Source organism: Bradyrhizobium sp. LTSP849, from assembly GCF_000938255.1.
In the GTDB taxonomy this organism is placed as follows: domain Bacteria; phylum Pseudomonadota; class Alphaproteobacteria; order Rhizobiales; family Xanthobacteraceae; genus Bradyrhizobium.
The window spans coordinates 43,200-60,023 of sequence record NZ_JYMR01000011.1 but is presented as its reverse complement, the minus strand read 5'-3'; the positions used below and the strand labels follow the sequence as shown (position 1 = coordinate 60,023).

The following is a 16,824-nucleotide window of genomic DNA, read 5'->3' as shown; positions in this document are numbered from 1 at the left end:
CCATCCTTCGAGGCTCGCCCAGCGGTGCGAGCGCACCGCCGGTCTCGCACCTCAGGATGACGACGGTGCTCATTGCCCCAGCCGTTCGATCAGGGCCGGTGCGTGCACCTGGTCGGCTTTGTAGTTGCCGGTCAGCGTGTACATCACGATGTTGACGCCGGCGCGGTAAGCGAATTCGCGCTGGCGCGGCTCGCCTGGCGTGAGCGGCAGCATCGGCTGGCCGTCGGGACGGAGTGCCCAGGCGCCCGCAAGGTCGTTCGAGGTGATGATGATCGGCGAGACGCCGTCACCGCCGCGTGCGGGCTTTTGCGCGCTCTCGTCGTCATCCTCGCGTGGCAGCGCTTCGACCCAGGTCTGGCCCGAGTTGAAGCGGCCGGGGAAGTCGCGCAGCAGATAGAAGGTCTTGGTCAGCACGTGCTCGCGCGGCACCGGCTCGAGCTCGGGCACGTCAAGCGAGGACAGGATCTCGCGCAAGGTCTGCATGCCCGGCGTCTGCGAGGCGCCGTTCTCGCCGGGCGGCGCTTCGACCGCGTCGCGGGTGTCGAAGATCACGGTGCCGCCCTGCTTCATATAGGCGTCGATCTTGTTGATGGCGTCCTGCGGCGGTTTCGGCGCGCCCGGCACGATCGGCCAGTAGATCAGCGGGAAGAAGGCGAGCTCGTCGCGCGCGGGATCGATGCCGACGGGATCGCCGGCCTCGAGCGCGGTGCGCTGCGCCAGGAACAGCGTCAGGCCGGACATGCCGGCCTTGACGATGGAATCGACGTCGGCATTGCCGGTGACGACATAGGCGAGCCGGGTCTGCGACACCGCCTTCATCGCGAACTCGTCCGATGCGCTGTCGGCGCGCGATGGCGTCGGCGCGAACGACAGCAGGCCCGCTAGCACCAGCCCGAGCACGATCATGGCGGGCGCGGCGCGCCGGCGCAGCAGCGCGGCAAGACCGCCGCCGAGCAGCGCAACGATGATGGCGTCGACCAGGAACAGCGCCAGCGATGTCGACAGCAGCCAGCCGCGCAAGTCGCGCGGCTCGGCATTGGTGTAGGTGGCGTGCCGCGCACGCAGGCTCGCGGTGTTGAGGGCTGCGATGCGGTCGGCGCTAGCGAGTGTGTTCACGGCGAGCGGTCCTTCTGCCGGACCGTAAAAGCCGGGCGGATGATCCGGCGTGGCGCGGTCGCGATAATCAGCCGTTAGCGGCTTTGCGGTGGCCGGCGGCGGCCCGAAGGCGCCGAAGCCGTCCATCATGCGCAGCGGCGCCAGCGTCTCGGCATTGGCTTCGCCGGCGACACCGGCACCGGGTTTGGACGTGTAGCCGGACATGTCGACGACCCGCCTCAGCATTTCGACAAAGGTGCCCGACATCGGCAGATCCGACCAGCGCATGTCGGCGCTGACATGGAACAGGCTGACCAGTCCCTTGCCGCGATGCTCGCCGGTGACGAGCGGCGTGCCGTCTTCGAGCGAGGCCCAGCTCTTGGTGGCGAGCACTGCATCGGGCTCGGCCAGAACCTGGCGGCTCACGGTGACGTCCTTGGGAACCACGACGCCGGCAAAAGGACCGTCGGCCGCGAAGGTGGCGAGATGCTGCGGCTTCTCCCAGGTCAGGCTGCCGCCGAGCGTGCGGCCGCCCTTGCGCAGCTTGACCGGAACGAGATCGTCTTCGGCCTGCGCCAGCCGGGGCCCCGCGAACCGCACCAGCACGCCGCCCTGGTCGACCCAGGCATTGAGACGTTCGCGCAGCTCGGGCGCAATGGTGCCGACGTCGGCGAGGATGATCATCGGCAGCTTCTGGTCGAGGAATTGCGTGATGCCCTGCTGCGGCGAGCCCTTGTCGGCCAGCCGCACATCGGCGAACGGCGCCAGCGCGCGGGTGAGATAGAAGGTCGGCGCCAGCAGCGGCTGTGCGGTCTCGCTGCTCGCGCCCGAGACGATGCCGATGGCGCGGCGACGCCAGCGCTTGTCGAGCAGCTGCACCGCGCCGGCCGAACGCTCGCCGGAGATCTCGAGCCGGGCGATGTCGTTGCGCAGCTCGACCGGCAGGTCGAACGCCGCCTCGGTCTCCTTGTCCTGCGGCCCGAAGGTGTAGCGGGCTTCGCCGATCGGCGACGCCTTCTGGTCGAGCGCGCGAACCGTGCCGGCAGCAATACCGCTGTCGGTGCGCAGCACCTTCACCGTCATTTTCGCCGCTGCGTTTTCTGCAGCGACCAGCGCCATCGGGGAGGAGGTGCCGCCTTCGAACACCGTCAAGCTGCGATCCCCTATGGTCTTGCCGAGGGCTTGCACGAATTCTTCGCCGCGGCCGGTGTCGACGCCGTCAGACAGCCAGGCGATCTCGCAGTCGCCGGTGGCTTTCAGGAAGCGGTCGATCGCGGTGAGGGTTTCAACGCGGTCGATCGAATAGGGCTTTGGCGTCAGCTGGCGCAGCGCGACGCGCGCGGCGCCAGCCGGCATCAAGGTGATGTCGCGGTTCGGCTCGGACAACGGCACCAGCGCGATGGCGCGGCGGTCGTTGTCGGCATTGGCGATCAGCTCGTCGGCGGCCCTGATCCGGATGTCCCAGTTCGATGCGGCGCTCCAGCCGTCGTCGAACATGATCATCAGCGGCGCCTTGCTGGCGGCGAGGCCCGTTGGCGGATTCCAGATCGGGCCGGCGGCGGCGAAGATCACGAGCGCCGCAGCCAAGAGGCGCAGCGCGGTCAGCCACCACGGCGTCCGCGAGGGTGTCTCTTCCCGAGGCGCGATGTCGAACAGCAGTCGCGTCGGCGGAAACTCGATGCGGCGCGGCCGCGGCGGCATCACCCGCAACAGCCACCACAGCACCGGCAGGCTGACGAGGCCGATCAGGAGCAGCGGTTCGGTGAAGGCGAGCGGCAATCCCATCATGCGGCCGGCCCCGCCTTGATCGTCGTGGTGCGGGCGCCCGACTTGCTCACCTGCATGCCGGCATGGAGGAACAGCAGCAGCTCGGCGGCCGAGCGGTCGGTCGCATGTGTCGTGAACAGCCAGTCGAGCTTGTTGGTTTCGGCGCGGATCTGGTCGCGATGCAGCGCGAGCCGCGCGGTGTAGTCCTGGGCCCAGCTTTCGGCGCGGCCGGCGGTGATCACGCCAAAGCCTTCGGGCTCGACGAACTCGACGCGGCCGGAATAAGGGAAGCTCTCTTCGGCGGGATCGACGACCTGGACCATCGTGCCGTGCGCGCCCGATCCGGACAGACCTGCGAGCGTGGTTTTGATCTCCGGGATCGGCGACCAGAAATCCGACAAGACGATAATCTCGGCCAGCGCCGAGGGGACGAAGGATGGCGGCAGGCTCAGCCGATCGGCATCGTCATGCAGCATCGCCTGCGCCATCTTGTCGATGACGCTGCGGCTTGCGGTCGGCGCCATCAGGCCGGGAATGCCGACGCGCTCGCCGCCGGAGACCAGCAACTCGGCCAGCGCGAAGGCGACAATCAGCGTGCGCTCGAGCTTGGATTCACGCGCAGTCTTCGAAGCGAAGGCCATCGAAGGCGAACGGTCGGGCCAGATCCAGACCGTGTGCGAGGCTTCCCATTCAAGCTCGCGGACATAGAGATGGTCGTCACGCGCCGAGCGGCGCCAGTCGACGTTCTGCGACGGCTCGCCGGAAACGAAGCGGCGGTATTGCCAGAAGTTTTCGCCGGAGCCGGCGCGGCGGCGACCGTGCAGGCCGTGGATGACGTTGGCGGCGATACGGCGGGCCTCGAGCACCAGGCGCGGGAGCGAAGCGGCGAGCGTACGGCTTTCGCCATCGGCACGTCGGATCGCTACAATCTCCTTCGCTGTGTGCCCGGTATCTGCGGCCATCAACCGATCCGTGTCTTCAATTGCCGGATCACGTCCGGAATCGTACGTCCTTCGGCGCGGGCCTGGAAGGTCAGCGCCATGCGGTGCTTCAGAACAGGTTCGGCGAGGTCGAGCACGTCGTCGATCGACGGCGCGAGACGCCCGTCGATCAGCGCGCGTGCGCGCACCGCGAGCATCAGCGATTGGCTGGCGCGCGGGCCAGGTCCCCAGGCAATGAACTTGCCGGTCTCGCCGCTGTCCGGACCCGGACGGGCCGCGCGCACCAGCGACAGGATGGCTTCAACGACGGAATCGCCAACCGGCAGGCGGCGAACCAGTCGCTGCGCGGTGATGAGCGCATCGGCGGTCATCGAGCCCTTCGCCAGCGTCTCCTCGGCGCCGGTGGTCTCGAACAGGATGCGGCGCTCGGCGTCGCGATCGGGATAATCGACGTCGATCTCCATCAGGAAGCGATCGAGCTGCGCTTCCGGCAGCGGATAGGTGCCTTCCTGCTCCAGCGGGTTTTGCGTCGCGAGCACATGGAACGGCTTCGGCAGATCGTGGCGCGCGCCGGCAACGGTGATGTGCTGCTCTTGCATCGCCTGCAACAGCGCCGACTGCGTGCGCGGGCTGGCGCGGTTGATCTCGTCGGCCATCAATAGCTGCGCGAAGATGGGGCCGGCGATGAAACGGAACGAGCGTTTGCCGGCGTTGCTCTCGTCGAGCACTTCGGCGCCGAGAATGTCCGACGGCATCAAATCGGGTGTGAACTGGACGCGCTTGGCGTCGAGACCGAGCGTGACACCGAGCGTCTCGACCAGCTTGGTCTTGGCAAGGCCGGGCACACCGATCAGCAGCGCGTGGCCGCCGGAGAGGATGGTGACCAGCGTGTTCTCGATCACGCGATCCTGGCCGAAGATGACGGACGCGATCGCGTCCTTCGCTGCGCGAACCTGACTCGACACCTGCTCGGCCGAACGGACGATTCCGTCCTCGAGTTTCTCGACACTTTCCGCCATCCGTTAGCTCCTTAAGCCTGCCACGCGGCTATTCTGCGTCGTCAAATCGCCTGTCGTCACGCGATCTCGTGATCTATTGACTTGATCTCTCGGGCCCCATGCTAGACTTGCAGGAAGGCCATGTATTCGTTGAATTAACCTATCCCCACCTTATCGGCTTAGGGTTATGTAGGGCATCACGAAGTGGCGAACTCCACACCGGACTAATCCGGGGTGGAACCGCGCACCGACACACAACGTAGACTTAGAAATCAGACCTGCACCAATCGTGCCAAACGACATCCGCGACAAATGACAAAGTCAGGGCAAACCATGGCGAACCAAGGGCAGAGCGCCGATCGTGGTCTTGAGGGGCTGACTGCCGCCGCCAAAGTCGCTGCCAATGCCGAAGGCGTCAAAAAAGGACTACCTCCGGTACATCTGTGGAATCCGCCGTTTTGCGGCGATCTCGACATTCGAATCGGCATCGATGGTACATGGTTCTACATGGGCACGCCAATCGGGCGGCTTCCGCTGGTGCGCCTGTTCTCGACGATCCTGAAGCGCGAAGGCGACAAGCATTTCCTCGTCACGCCGGTGGAGAAGGTCGGCATTCGCGTCGACGACGCGCCGTTCATGGCGGTCGAGATGCAGAAGGATGACGAGGACAACCATCGCGTGCTGCGCTTCCGCACCAATGTCGACGACTGGGTGACCTGCGATGGCGCGCACCGGCTCCGTTTCGAGCAGGCGAAGGACGGCGGGTTGACGCCCTATCTGCACGTTCGCGCCGATCTCTGGGCCAAGGTCACCCGCGCGCTCTATTACGATCTGGTTGACATGGGCGAGGAGCGGATGGTCGATGGCCAGCCGATGTTCGGTGTCGAGTCGGCCGGCGAATTCTTCGCCATGGCCGACGCGGAGCAGGTGAGGGCCGCGCTTTGAACAAGCCTATCCTGAGGAACGAGCCCGTCGCGATCAGTGCGGCGGATTTTTTCGCCCGCTCCAGGGCGCGGCTCGGCTTCGACGTTCCGCCCGGGCTCTACGATCCGAACATCATTCCGGCCTCGGGCGATCCCGGCACCGACAAGATGCTCGAGATCGTCGCGCGCGAGCAGCCGGTGCGCCCGGCTGCAGTCCTGATCGCGGTGGTCGACCATCCCGAGCCGACCATCTTGCTGACGCAACGCTCGGCGCATCTCAACGACCACGCCGGCCAGATCTCCTTTCCCGGCGGCAAGATCGACGCGACCGATTCGTCGCCGCTCGATGCGGCGCTGCGCGAGGCCGAGGAGGAGGTCGGGCTGTCGCGCGATTTCGTCGGGCCGATCGGCTATCTCGATCTCTACGGCACCGGCTTCGGTTTCCGCATCCTGCCCACCGTCGCCAGGGTGCGGCCGGGTTTTCAGCTCACCATCAACCATTCCGAGGTTGATGACGCGTTCGAAGTGCCGCTATCCTTCCTGATGAATCCGGCAAACCACCAGATGCACAGCAAGGAATTCCGCGGCTTGGAGCGGTTTTACTACGCGATGCCGTTCGCGGAGCGCTACATCTGGGGCGCGACAGCCGGCATGCTGCGTGTGCTTTATGAGCGGATCTACGCATCATGATCCGGCCGGTGCTGACCGAGATCGGAATTTTCCTCATCCCCTTTGCCGTCTATGCGCTGTTCCTGGCCGCCACCCGTTCCGGCCTGTTCGTGCAAACGTCCTGGCCGATCACCGTCGTCGCGCGCCTGGCTCTGGCGGCGCTGGTGCTGGTGATCGCGGGGCTGATCGGTTTCGCGCATTTCTCCGGCGCCGTGCCGAATTCGACCTATTTTCCCGCCCATGTCGTGAACGGCAAGCTCGTGCCGGGCACGGAAAAATAAGGGCCGAAGGATGAGCGCAGAGCCCATACTCGCCGATGCGCCCTGGCTGATCTCGGGCGGGACCGCGCGCGTTCTGCAACTGTTGAATGCAGACGGCGAGGAGGCGCGTGTGGTCGGCGGCGCCGTGCGCAATGCGCTTCTTGGTCTGCCGCCGGGCGACATCGACATCGCGACCACGTCGCTGCCCGACGAGGTGATGCGGCGGGCCAGGAGCGCCGGCATCAAGAGCGTGCCGACCGGCATCGACCACGGCACCGTCACGCTCGTCATCGACAGCCAGCCCTATGAAGTCACGACGCTGCGCGAGGACACCGAAACCTTCGGCCGCAAGGCCAAGGTCGCGTTCGGTCGCGACTGGGTGAAGGACGCCGAACGGCGAGACTTCACCATGAACGGGCTGTCGGTTGATGCGAAAGGTGTCGTCTACGACCATGTCGGCGGGATTGCCGATGCGAGAGCGCGGCGCGTGCGCTTCATCGGCGACCCCGACCAGCGCATCGCCGAGGATTATTTGCGCATCCTGCGCTTCTTCCGCATCCATGCCGCCTTCGGCGTCGGTGAGCCCGACCGCGACGGCTATCTCGCCTGCATCCGCGGCCGCGCGGGTCTTGCGACCCTGTCGGCCGAGCGGGTCCGCATGGAAATGCTGAAGCTGCTGGTCGCGGGCGGCGCGGCTGCCGCGGCGATCGCAATGGCCGAGGGCGGATTGCTGCAAGCGCTGATCGGCGGTGTCGTCTATACCGGACCCTTGTCGGCGATGATTGCGATCGAAGGCGAGATCGGCCTGCCGGCGAGCGTCACGCGACGCCTGGCCGCGCTGACGGTGGCCGTCACCGAAGATGCCAAGCGTGTCGCCGCGCGGTTAAGGCTCTCCAATGCGGAAGCCAAGGCGCTGGATTCGATGGGTCATCGCTGGTGGCGCTTCCCGACCAAGGACGAAGCCAATGCGCGGCGGTTGCTGTACCGGCTGGGGGCCGAGCGCTATCACGATCGTGTGTTGCTGGCCTGGGCGCGGGCCGGCGGCGACGTGAATTCGTCGCGCTGGCGCGAGCTCGCCGAGCTGCCGCAGCGCTGGACCGCGCCGAAATTTCCGCTGAAGGCCGCCGATTTCATCGCGCGCGGATTGGCTGAAGGGCCTGCGCTCGGACATGTGTTGACATTGGCCGAGGACGCTTGGCTTGCGGCGGATTTTCCACTAGAGGAAGCCGCACTCGCTTCCATCGCCGATCAAGCTGCGGCACGCATCAGCCGCGATGAGAGAACGTGACCATCGTCTCAGGCTTCGCCGACATCTCGATTTTTCAGCTGCTGCTGGTCGCGTTGATGGCGTTGTTTGCTTCGATCATCGGTGGTCTCGCCGGCTACGGCACCGGCGCCCTGATGCCGCTGGTGCTGGTGCCACTGGTCGGCGCCGAGCCCGTGGTGCCGATCATCGCGATCTCCGCGATCTTCACCAATTCGAGCCGCGCGATTGCCTATCTCCGTTATGCCGACCGCCGCCGCGCACTGATCGTGCTCGCCTGCGCTGCATTGACGACGGCGCTCGGCGCCTACGGCTACACGCGCCTCACCAACGCCGGCGCGGCGCTCGTGATCGGCACCATGCTGATCCTGAGCGTGCCCTTGCGCCGCGTGCTTCGCCGCCGCCAGGTCAAGATCGGTGACACCGGTCTTGCGGCCGGCTCGGTCGGTTACGGCGTGCTGGTCGGCGGCACCTCCGGCTCCGGCGTGATCCTGCTCTCGCTGCTGATGGCGGCAGGCCTCGAAGGCGCCGCCGTGATCGCAACCGATGCAATGATCTCGCTCGGCACCGGCCTCATCAAGATTTCGGTATTCGGCCTCGCCGGCGCCGTGACCGCGCAGGTGCTCGCCTTCGCGCTTCTGATCGGCGGGATTGCGATCCCCGGCGCGTTCCTGGCAAAGGCCTTCGTCGAGCGGATGCCGGTGCACATCCACACCGCGATCCTCGATGTTGCCGTGATCACCGGCGGGCTGGTGATGATTTCGGCTGCGGCGAGGCAGCTGATCGCGTAGATGAGCGCGGGCGACGTGGACTCCCGCCTGGACCGCGAGCAGAACGAGTATGCGCTTGAGCCAAGGTGGACACGTCAAGGTGATGTGTCAAAAGCCGATGGTATCCCATATTGATGCCGATGGTCCCAAAAGCGAAGACACCCAACACCGCCAGGACCACGCCCGTTGCGAACGGTGAGAGCGTCTTTCAGCGACGTGGATGCCGGTTCGCGTGACGAAAACGCGTCAAAACAAAGATCTGGAGCTTCCGTTCCGATTCTGTCGGAACGGAAGCTCTAGGGAGAAACGATGCAATGCCGACGCGCGAGCGAATGATCCGATTCTATGATCGCACGATGCGAGGTTTGAATCCGCAGCGCTTCTACGAGAATAGCGGCTTCTACAATATCGGGTACTGGGGCGGAGGGGCAAAATCGCAACGCGAGGCGAGCGAAGAGCTCGTCGATCAGCTCGTCGCGCGCATTCTCGACAAAGGAGGGCCGATGCTTGATGTCGCGTGTGGACTGGGGGCCTCCACGCAACGGCTGGCGCTGACCTTCGCGCCCGACATGATTACCGGCATCAATATTTCCGACACGCAGATCGCCGATGCGCGCATCAGAGCGCCCGACTGCACCTTCCAGGTGATGAACGCGACCGAACTGGATTTTCCTGACAATCATTTTGACGCGGTGATTTGCGTCGAGTCGGCGTATCATTTCGACACCCGCGACAAATTTCTCGAGGAGGCTCTTCGCGTGCTCAAGCCGGGTGGATCATTGGTCATGTCCGATATCCTGTTCCGGACGCCTTTCAACGCGCTGATCGAGATCGGTCACGTGTCGGCAGCGAATCTGGTGCCGAGAATTGTCGACTACCGTGACCGTCTGGCCGCCGCCGGCCTGGTTGCCATCGACGTGACCGACGCGACCAGCTTCTGCCTCGGCGGATTCCGCAAGAACTTAAGTCGGTGGCCGAGCGCGGAGCGCCGGGCAGGCCGCATGGATTTGCTGCAGAGCCTTGCTGCGGCTCCGATTTGCGGGCTGCTGGCAGCCTGTATCGGTATGGTCTGCAAATCTTACTTGCTGGTCTCGGCACGCAAGCCATCTTGAACAAGGCGAAGGGGCCATCAATCTGCCCGACCAACTATTCACGACCCCTGCGCTGACAACCTCATGGCCCTGCTGTCCGTGCATCTGGCCCGGCAGCGTTGCAAACAAGCGGTCGGCACAATATCGTTGATGGTCCGACGCTCTTTCTGACGACCCATCTTCTCGGGAGCCAACAATATGAATGTGATCTCAGCGCCCGGCGGGATCGATCGCCCTCCGGGGAAGATCGACATCCCATCTGCTTGGCTGGGTGCTGAGATGAAGGTCAATCCTGATCGATGGTTGATATCGCTTGGGGCCCGCGAGATCACCGAGCTTGAGAACGCGGCTGAATCATATCTTGGCAGAAGCAAGAAAATCGCCGCCATCACCAAGGAAGGCTTTCCGCTTCCTCACTTCGGCGCGCATCTGGAAAAGCTCAAGACAAAGCTTCTGCTTGGCTTGGGTTTCGAAGTCATACGCGGCCTGCCGGTGGCAAATTATAGCCAGGAGTTTGCGGCGACGATATTTTGCGGGGTGGGCGCGCATCTCGGATCGGCGCGGTCCCAAAATGCAGCGGGGCACATTCTTGGCCACGTCCGTGACGTCGGCGCCGATGCGAGGGATCCGAACACCCGAATTTATCAAACTTCGGAAAGGCAGACATTCCACACGGATTCGTCCGACGTGGTTGGACTGTTATGCATTCGCGAGGCGATGGAGGGAGGCGAGTCTCTCCTTGTCAGTACGACGACAATCTACAACGAGATGTTTGCCAGACGTCCCGACCTTGCCGCTCTCTTGTTTGATCCCATCGCGACAGACCGGCGAGGCGAGGTGCCGGAGAACGAAAAGCCCTATCTCGAAATCCCGGTGCTGAATTGGCATGCGGGTTTCCTAACCGGGTTCTATCAGCGCCAGTATATCGATAGTGCGCAGCGCTTTCCCGATGCGCCAAGGTTGACGCCAGCTCACGTCGAGGCGCTCGATCTCTTCGATGCGCTCGCAAACGATGCCACTCTGCATTTTGGGATGCGGCTTCAGCCAGGTGACATGCAGTTCGTCTACAATCATGCTTTGTTGCATGATCGGACCGGATTTCGCGATTGGCCCATTGCAGGCCAGAAACGTCATTTGCTGCGCCTTTGGCTCAGCATGGAAGGTGACCGGCCGCTGCCCGATTGCTTCAAGCAGCGCTATGGTTCGATTGAAATTGGCAACCGTGGTGGCATTATTACCAAAGGTACCAGTCTGAACGTGCCGTTGGATTGACGTCTGCGAAATCGAATGATGTCCGCGAGTGCTCCGTTGTGGCGGAGAAGTGGACATCAGGCGCGCTGGAGCCGTGCACCCCGATCGGGATGCAGGTCCAGGCGAGCTTCGCTCGAAAAGGCTCCAGCGCTAGCGCCTTGATCGCTTGAGTTCGGCGACCTTGAACCGGTTGCCGGCCTGCAGGCTGCTGCAAAACCAGTGGGCTCTGTTTCGAAACTCGCCCAGGAACACCTTCGTCTCGACGCAATTCTCGTAGGATGAATGGGTGATGGTGTCCCGGCACGTTGGCGAGAGAGGTCCATAATTCAGGCCGCCGCCCGACTCGCTACATCCAACCCAGGGATCCTTGCCGCTGGGGAAGCTTGATGCACAGCCACCGTTGCAACTGCTGGCGACTTTCTCCAGCCTGGCAATCCGCCCCAAGGGTGAATCTGGCGATGGCGTTCGAGCGGTTGACGGCTGAGCGGTTGCCGATCGCGTGTGATGGGTTGACGATGTCCGGTGAGATGTCTCTGTGCTGACCACCGGCCTCGGCGTTGCCGCCGGCTTCGGCGCATCGACCGTGACGGAGGGTAGTGTGGCGGTGGAGCTGGCTCCGGTTTGCGACGTTGCAGGACCGCACAGCAAGACAGTCGACAAGAAAGCGAAGGCTGAAGGCGCGACAAACTTTGACGACAGTCTCATGACATGTCCTTTCAAGGAGGGACTTTCCGTCCCAATGCGCACACGTGACCGACCACCAGATGCTAACCGAACTTTCCAAACCTGGCTACCGAGGGTAGAAAAGATTTCTGCCGATCATCGCCATGCACGTGGTGGCCACACCGCGAGGCAGAACCGAGGCTGCGAATACCCCGCCTGAGGCGATATGCCTGTCGTGCGATTAGTTGTGATCGTAGATCGCGATTCATGCATTGCGATCCAGCGATGTCCGCTATTGCGCCGTATTTTGGCAGAGAAGCGGACATCGGAGGTGCCGGAGCGGAACACTCCGATCTGACCAGGATGCGGTCTTAGACGCGCTTAAACTCTTTAGGGCGGCAGCCCTCCGGCATCCGGCGGCGTTTCGTTGCGAAGAAGCCACGACAGGCGATGACGATGGGCTGAGCGCAGATGGATTCTGGCAGCTTCTTCCGCCGCAGCCGGATCTCGCGCGCGAAGCGCGGCGAGAAGGCGCAAATGTTCGTCGTGAGATTCCTTTGCCCGGTCGATGTCGCCGAGCATCGTCGGCAAAAGAGTCATGGTGTCCGCGAGGCTCGAGAGACTGCGCAGCAGATAGCGATTATGCGCAGCAAAATACAATAGCCGGTGGATCCGCTGATTGATGCGCGAGAGTTCGGCGCCGTCATCGAGATGCGCGCTCTCGCCCTCGATCAGTTCGGCGAGCGCCGCGATTTCGATACTGGAGGCGTGCTGTGCCGCCAATCCCGCCGCCGTGCCCTCCAGCGCCTCCCGCATCACATAGAGTTCGATGACCATGGAATGATCGGGGCGCGTGACCGTCACCCCTCGCCGGGGCTCGTAACTGAGCAGGCCTTCCGCTTCCAGGCGGTGCATGGCCTCGCGCACGGGTGTTCGCGAGACTCGCAACCGAGCCGCCACGTCGAGTTCCGTCAGCCGTCCCCCGGCCGCGAAGGTGCCATCGCGGATCGCCTCCTTGAGTCTGACATAGGCGTCCTGGCCCAAGTCCAGAGCAGGGATGGACTTCTTGGACATCACTGTATACCCTTGTATCCAAAGTTCTGACAGGAGATACCATGCGCATTCTCGTTTTGCCAGGCGATGGCATCGGCCCCGAAATCACAGCCGCTACCATACAGGTTCTGACGGCTGCCTCGGGCCGTTTCAATCTCGGCCTCGAACTGATCGAGGATGTCGTTGGCCATGACAGCCTGCGCCGCTACGGGACGACGGTTCGCCCCGAGATTCTGGATCAGGCGCGCACGGTGCAGGGGATCATCCTCGGACCCACCGCCACCTTTGATTTCAAGGACGAGGCCAAAGGCGAGATCAACCCGTCCAAATTCTTCCGCAAGAGCCTCGACCTGTTCGCCAACATTCGCCCTTCCAAAACCTACGAAGGCTTTCCCGGGCCGGTCGGCAAATTCGATCTTGTCGTGGTGCGCGAAAATACCGAGGGCTTTTATGCCGATCGCAACATGGAGCTGGGAAACGGCGAGATCCTGGTGACGCCCGACGTCGCGGTTTCGCTCCGGCGCATCACTCGTCAATGCTGCGAGAGAATCGCCCGCGCCGGCTTCGAATTGGCGATGCGGCGGCGCCGGCACGTGACGCTCGTTCACAAGGCCAACGTTCTCAAGATTGCGGACGGCATGCTGTTCCTCGACGAGTGCAGGAAGGTGGCCGCCGAGTTTCCCGAAGTCGTTGTCGACGATGTGCTGGTCGACGCGATGATGGCGCATGTCGTGCGCGCGCCGCAGCGCTTCGACGTCATCGTCACCACCAATATGTTCGGCGATATTCTGTCCGATCTCACCGCTGAACTGTCGGGCAGCCTCGGTCTTGGCGGCTCGCTCAATGCGGGTGCGGACTATGCCATGGCGCAGGCTGCGCACGGCTCCGCGCCGGACATCGCCGGCAAGAATGTCGCCAATCCCTATTCGCTGATCCTGTCGGCTGCGCTGCTTCTTGCCTGGTATGGGCGACGAACCGGCAAGCCTGCCTTCGAAGCGGCGGCCGAAGCGATCGAAGCGGCGGCGGAAGCGGCCGTCGCAGCGCGCGACGTCACCCGCGATATCGGCGGCAATCTCGGTACCGCCGAAGCGGGGCAGGCACTGGCCGAAGCACTCAAGGAGCATGAAGGACCGGATCGGCAGCGCCAGCGCGTCTGACAAACCGGCGGCGGAATCGCCGCCGGCAATTTTAAAACAATAATGATGGGAGGGGAAACCGGACATGACACTCTTGCAGCAGAGCGTCCTACGCCATCGCGACGTTGCCGAGCCGTCTGGTGCAGAGGCCATGCTGCAAAGCGCGACCCGCAAAGTCGCCCTGCGTTTCGTGCCGCTGCTGACGATCGCCTACATCTTCAATTATCTCGATCGCACCAGCCTCGGCTTTGCTGCGCTCACCATGAATCAGCAGATCGGATTGTCGGCCAGCCAGTTCGGCCTCGGCGCCGGCATATTCTTCGTGGGGTACAGCCTGTTCGAAGTGCCGAGCAATCTGTTGCTCTATCGCATCGGCGCCCGGCGCTGGCTTGCCCGTATCATGATCAGCTGGGGCCTGGTCTCGGCGGCGACCGCACTTGTGGTCGGCCCGAACAGTTTTTATGCGGTGCGGCTGTTGCTGGGGATTGCGGAAGCGGGTTTCTTCCCGGGCGTCACGTTTTTTCTCGCCGCCTGGTTTCCGGCACAATACCGCACGCGCATGCTGGCCTGGTTCCTGATCGGCATTCCCGCGTCGTCGCTGATCGGTGGTCCGGTTTGTGGCATGCTGCTGCAAATGGATGGAATCTGGGGACTGACCGGATGGCAATGGCTGTTCCTGCTGGTCAGCTTGCCCTGCATCCCCTTGGGTTTCCTGATGCTGCGCGTTCTCTCCGATCGTCCGGAGACCGCAGCATGGCTGACGTCGGACGAACGCCGTGCCCTGCGTGACGTCCTTGCGTCGGAAGTGCGGGAGCGGCCGCATTCCTCGTTGCTGGCGGCCCTGAAAGACACCCGTGTCCAGATTCTCGCGGCCATCCAGTTCGGCTTCACATTGGGATCTTACGGGATCGGCATCTGGCTGCCCCTGATCCTGAGGGAATATCACTTGTCGACGCTGACGATCGGCTGGATCTCGGCCATTCCCTATCTCTCTGCGTCCGTCGGCATGATCGTGTGGGCGCGCCATGTGGATCGGAAAGGACGACGTGTCGTCAACCTGGCGATCGCCTGTCTGCTCGGCGGGATCGGTCTCGCCGCGCCGATCCTGTCGGGGTCGCTCACCGTCGCCTTGATCGGGTTCAGCCTGGCTTTGATCGGCGTGACCGCGGCAAGGGCGATCTTCTGGACCATCCCGACCCGGTTCCTGACCGGCGTCGCCGCCGCGGGCGGGCTCGCGTTCATCAACAGTATCGGCACGGTCGGCGGATTTGTCGGTCCGTGGATGATGGGCTGGTTGAAGGAGCTTTCCGGATCGTACGTCATCGGTCTTGGCGCGGTCGCCGCGATCATGGTCGCGGCGACACTTGCCTCGGTGTCACTGAAACTCGTCGTATCGAAGGAGTAAAGCCATGTTGATGATGACACGACGCGACGTTGGAAGGATCGCGGTTTCTGCCCTGGGAGCGACGCTGCCGATGGCCCATGCTTCAGCAAAAGACGTCTCCGAGATGCCAGCGGGCGCATGCGACTGCCACGTCCACATCATCGGCCCGGCCGGGCAGTATCCGATGGTGCCGCAACGCGGCTACACCCCGCCAGAGGCTTCGGTCTCCGATCTTCATGAGCTGCGCCGGCGCCTTGGCATCACCCGCAATGTGCTGATTCAGCCATCGTTCTACGGCACCGACAATCGCTGCATGCTGGACGCGCTCGCGCAGCTCGGCGACAGCGCGCGCGGCGTCGCGGTGGTCGCCCCCGACATCGGCGATATCGAACTTGCCGAACTCGACAGACGGGGAATTCGCGGCCTCAGGATCAACCTCGAGAGCGGCGAGAACCGTGATCTGCGCGCCGCCGTTGCGGCTCTCGATGCGATCGCGGGACGTATCGGCCATCTGGGCTGGCATATTCAGATCTATGCGGCTTTACCGGTGATTGCCGCCGCCGCCGACCGGATCGCCGCGCTGCCGGTGGAGGTCGTCATCGATCATTTCGGCATGGCGCAAGCTCGCGACGGCATTCGACAGGACGGCTTTGCCGCGCTGCTGGATCTGGTCAAGGCGCGCAAGGCGTACGTCAAATTGTCCGCTCCCTATCGGATATCACGACAGGCGCCGGGATATGCCGATGCAGCTCCGATCGCGCGCGCCTTGATCGCGGCGGGGCCTGATCGCATGCTCTGGGCCAGCGATTGGCCGCATACCGATCGCGTGCCTGATCGCCCGCCACTCGATATCCACCCGTTTCGCATCATCGACGATCATGCTGTTCTCGGCGGCCTCGCGGAGTGGTGCGGCGACAAGGCGCTGGAACGGACGATTCTGGCCGAGACACCGGCGCAGCTCTATCGTTTTGTCTGACCAGATCGATCCGATCGACCGGGTGCTCGACAAGCGGCGGTCGGTACCGATGAAGACGAAGTGTGGCTTTGGAATCTTGGTTTTCGCCACCCTGAGAAGGTGGCCGGAAACGCAGCCAATGAAAATCAAGGCAGCACGGTCTGCGTCTTGGAGACCATGCCGCCCTCATTTCTTAGGCGTGCTTATTCTTCGTCTTCGTCATCCTCGTCGTCCTCATCATCGTCGTCTTCGACTTCCAGGCGTTCGAGCGTGGCCAGTGGCAGCGTCTCGCGGAACAGATCGCCCTCCGAGCCCATCCAGAGGCAGAGGATATCGTCGCCCTTCACCTCCGCGACAGTCAGCGGCTGGCCGCCGGATTTCAGCATCACGACGTCGCCGGTTTTCAGTTCCATGGATGGTCCTTTCAGGTTGATCGACGAGGCGAAGGCTAGCAAGCCGTCATGACATGCCCATCACGGGCTGCGGGACCCGTGAATGTGCTCCGGCTTGCGTAGGCTGCGCGAAACGTCGATGGCAGAGGTTCGAGTGGGGGATCGCTCGATGGCCCTAGGGCTATTCCGTCCTAGGCGCGGCGATGATGGCA

Annotated in this window: 15 protein-coding genes; 10 read left to right on the top strand and 5 right to left on the bottom strand. The window is 63.7% G+C overall.

What is annotated here, in order from left to right; all coding sequences use genetic code 11:
* Positions 1–69 precede the first annotated feature (69 nt).
* Genes UB31_RS08980 through UB31_RS08970 form a run of 3 tightly spaced genes read right to left on the bottom strand, consistent with a single transcriptional unit; the run spans position 70 to position 4,822 of the window.
* Positions 70–2,883 (bottom strand): DUF4159 domain-containing protein, encoded by a 2,814-nt coding sequence (locus tag UB31_RS08980; protein ID WP_045005264.1) that lies wholly within the window; start codon positions 2,881–2,883, stop codon positions 70–72.
* Positions 2,880–3,824: a DUF58 domain-containing protein gene (locus UB31_RS08975; protein WP_045005263.1), complete on the bottom strand. Its 945-nt coding sequence runs from the start codon at positions 3,822–3,824 to the stop codon at positions 2,880–2,882. Before UB31_RS08975 ends, UB31_RS08980 begins: the two co-directional genes overlap by 4 nt.
* Positions 3,824–4,822 (bottom strand): AAA family ATPase, encoded by a 999-nt coding sequence (locus tag UB31_RS08970; protein ID WP_045005262.1) that lies wholly within the window; start codon positions 4,820–4,822, stop codon positions 3,824–3,826. Before UB31_RS08970 ends, UB31_RS08975 begins: the two co-directional genes overlap by 1 nt.
* Positions 4,823–5,134: 312 nt before the next feature.
* Between UB31_RS08970 and UB31_RS08965 the strand changes: the two genes are divergently transcribed.
* The 7 genes from UB31_RS08965 (at position 5,135) to UB31_RS08935 (ending at position 11,050) form a co-directional block, all read left to right on the top strand.
* Entirely contained in the window at positions 5,135–5,746 is a 612-nt protein-coding gene (locus tag UB31_RS08965; RefSeq protein WP_045005261.1) for a DUF1285 domain-containing protein, read from the top strand.
* Positions 5,743–6,414, top strand: a complete 672-nt coding sequence (locus UB31_RS08960) for a CoA pyrophosphatase (RefSeq protein ID WP_045010611.1) — start codon at positions 5,743–5,745, stop codon at positions 6,412–6,414. Before UB31_RS08965 ends, UB31_RS08960 begins: the two co-directional genes overlap by 4 nt.
* Positions 6,411–6,674 (top strand): DUF6111 family protein, encoded by a 264-nt coding sequence (locus UB31_RS08955; protein WP_045010610.1) that lies wholly within the window; start codon positions 6,411–6,413, stop codon positions 6,672–6,674. The genes UB31_RS08960 and UB31_RS08955 overlap by 4 nt, the downstream gene beginning before the upstream one ends.
* A gap of 10 nt (positions 6,675–6,684) precedes the next feature.
* Positions 6,685–7,941: a CCA tRNA nucleotidyltransferase gene (locus UB31_RS08950; protein WP_045005254.1), complete on the top strand. Its 1,257-nt coding sequence runs from the start codon at positions 6,685–6,687 to the stop codon at positions 7,939–7,941.
* Entirely contained in the window at positions 7,938–8,708 is a 771-nt protein-coding gene (locus UB31_RS08945; protein ID WP_045005252.1) for a sulfite exporter TauE/SafE family protein, read from the top strand. The genes UB31_RS08950 and UB31_RS08945 overlap by 4 nt, the downstream gene beginning before the upstream one ends.
* A gap of 293 nt (positions 8,709–9,001) precedes the next feature.
* A complete protein-coding gene (locus UB31_RS08940; RefSeq protein ID WP_045005250.1) occupies positions 9,002–9,799 on the top strand; it encodes a class I SAM-dependent methyltransferase in 798 nt (265 codons plus the stop codon).
* A 177-nt stretch (positions 9,800–9,976) separates the two neighbouring features.
* A complete protein-coding gene (locus UB31_RS08935) occupies positions 9,977–11,050 on the top strand; it encodes a TauD/TfdA family dioxygenase (RefSeq protein WP_045010609.1) in 1,074 nt (357 codons plus the stop codon).
* Between the two features lie 1,032 nt (positions 11,051–12,082).
* Here the strand turns inward: UB31_RS08935 and UB31_RS08930 are convergent.
* On the bottom strand, positions 12,083–12,766 hold the full coding sequence (locus UB31_RS08930; protein ID WP_045005246.1) for a GntR family transcriptional regulator: 684 nt from the start codon (positions 12,764–12,766) through the stop codon (positions 12,083–12,085).
* Positions 12,767–12,807: 41 nt separating this feature from the next.
* Between UB31_RS08930 and UB31_RS08925 the strand changes: the two genes are divergently transcribed.
* The 3 genes from UB31_RS08925 to UB31_RS08915 all read left to right on the top strand — a co-directional run bounded on the left by UB31_RS08925 (position 12,808) and on the right by UB31_RS08915 (position 16,241).
* The gene (locus UB31_RS08925; RefSeq protein WP_045010608.1) at positions 12,808–13,902 is read left to right on the top strand and encodes an isocitrate/isopropylmalate dehydrogenase family protein; all 1,095 of its coding nucleotides are present in this window, start codon (positions 12,808–12,810) and stop codon (positions 13,900–13,902) included.
* Between the two features lie 64 nt (positions 13,903–13,966).
* Positions 13,967–15,286 (top strand): MFS transporter, encoded by a 1,320-nt coding sequence (locus UB31_RS08920; RefSeq protein WP_082078450.1) that lies wholly within the window; start codon positions 13,967–13,969, stop codon positions 15,284–15,286.
* A 4-nt stretch (positions 15,287–15,290) separates the two neighbouring features.
* Positions 15,291–16,241, top strand: a complete 951-nt coding sequence (locus tag UB31_RS08915) for an amidohydrolase family protein (RefSeq protein ID WP_082078449.1) — start codon at positions 15,291–15,293, stop codon at positions 16,239–16,241.
* Positions 16,242–16,423: 182 nt separating this feature from the next.
* On the opposite strand, the gene UB31_RS08910 is transcribed toward UB31_RS08915, so the two are convergent.
* Positions 16,424–16,633, bottom strand: coding sequence for a YodC family protein (locus tag UB31_RS08910; protein WP_045005241.1), 210 nt, complete (start codon positions 16,631–16,633; stop codon positions 16,424–16,426).
* Positions 16,634–16,824: the final 191 nt, after the last annotated feature.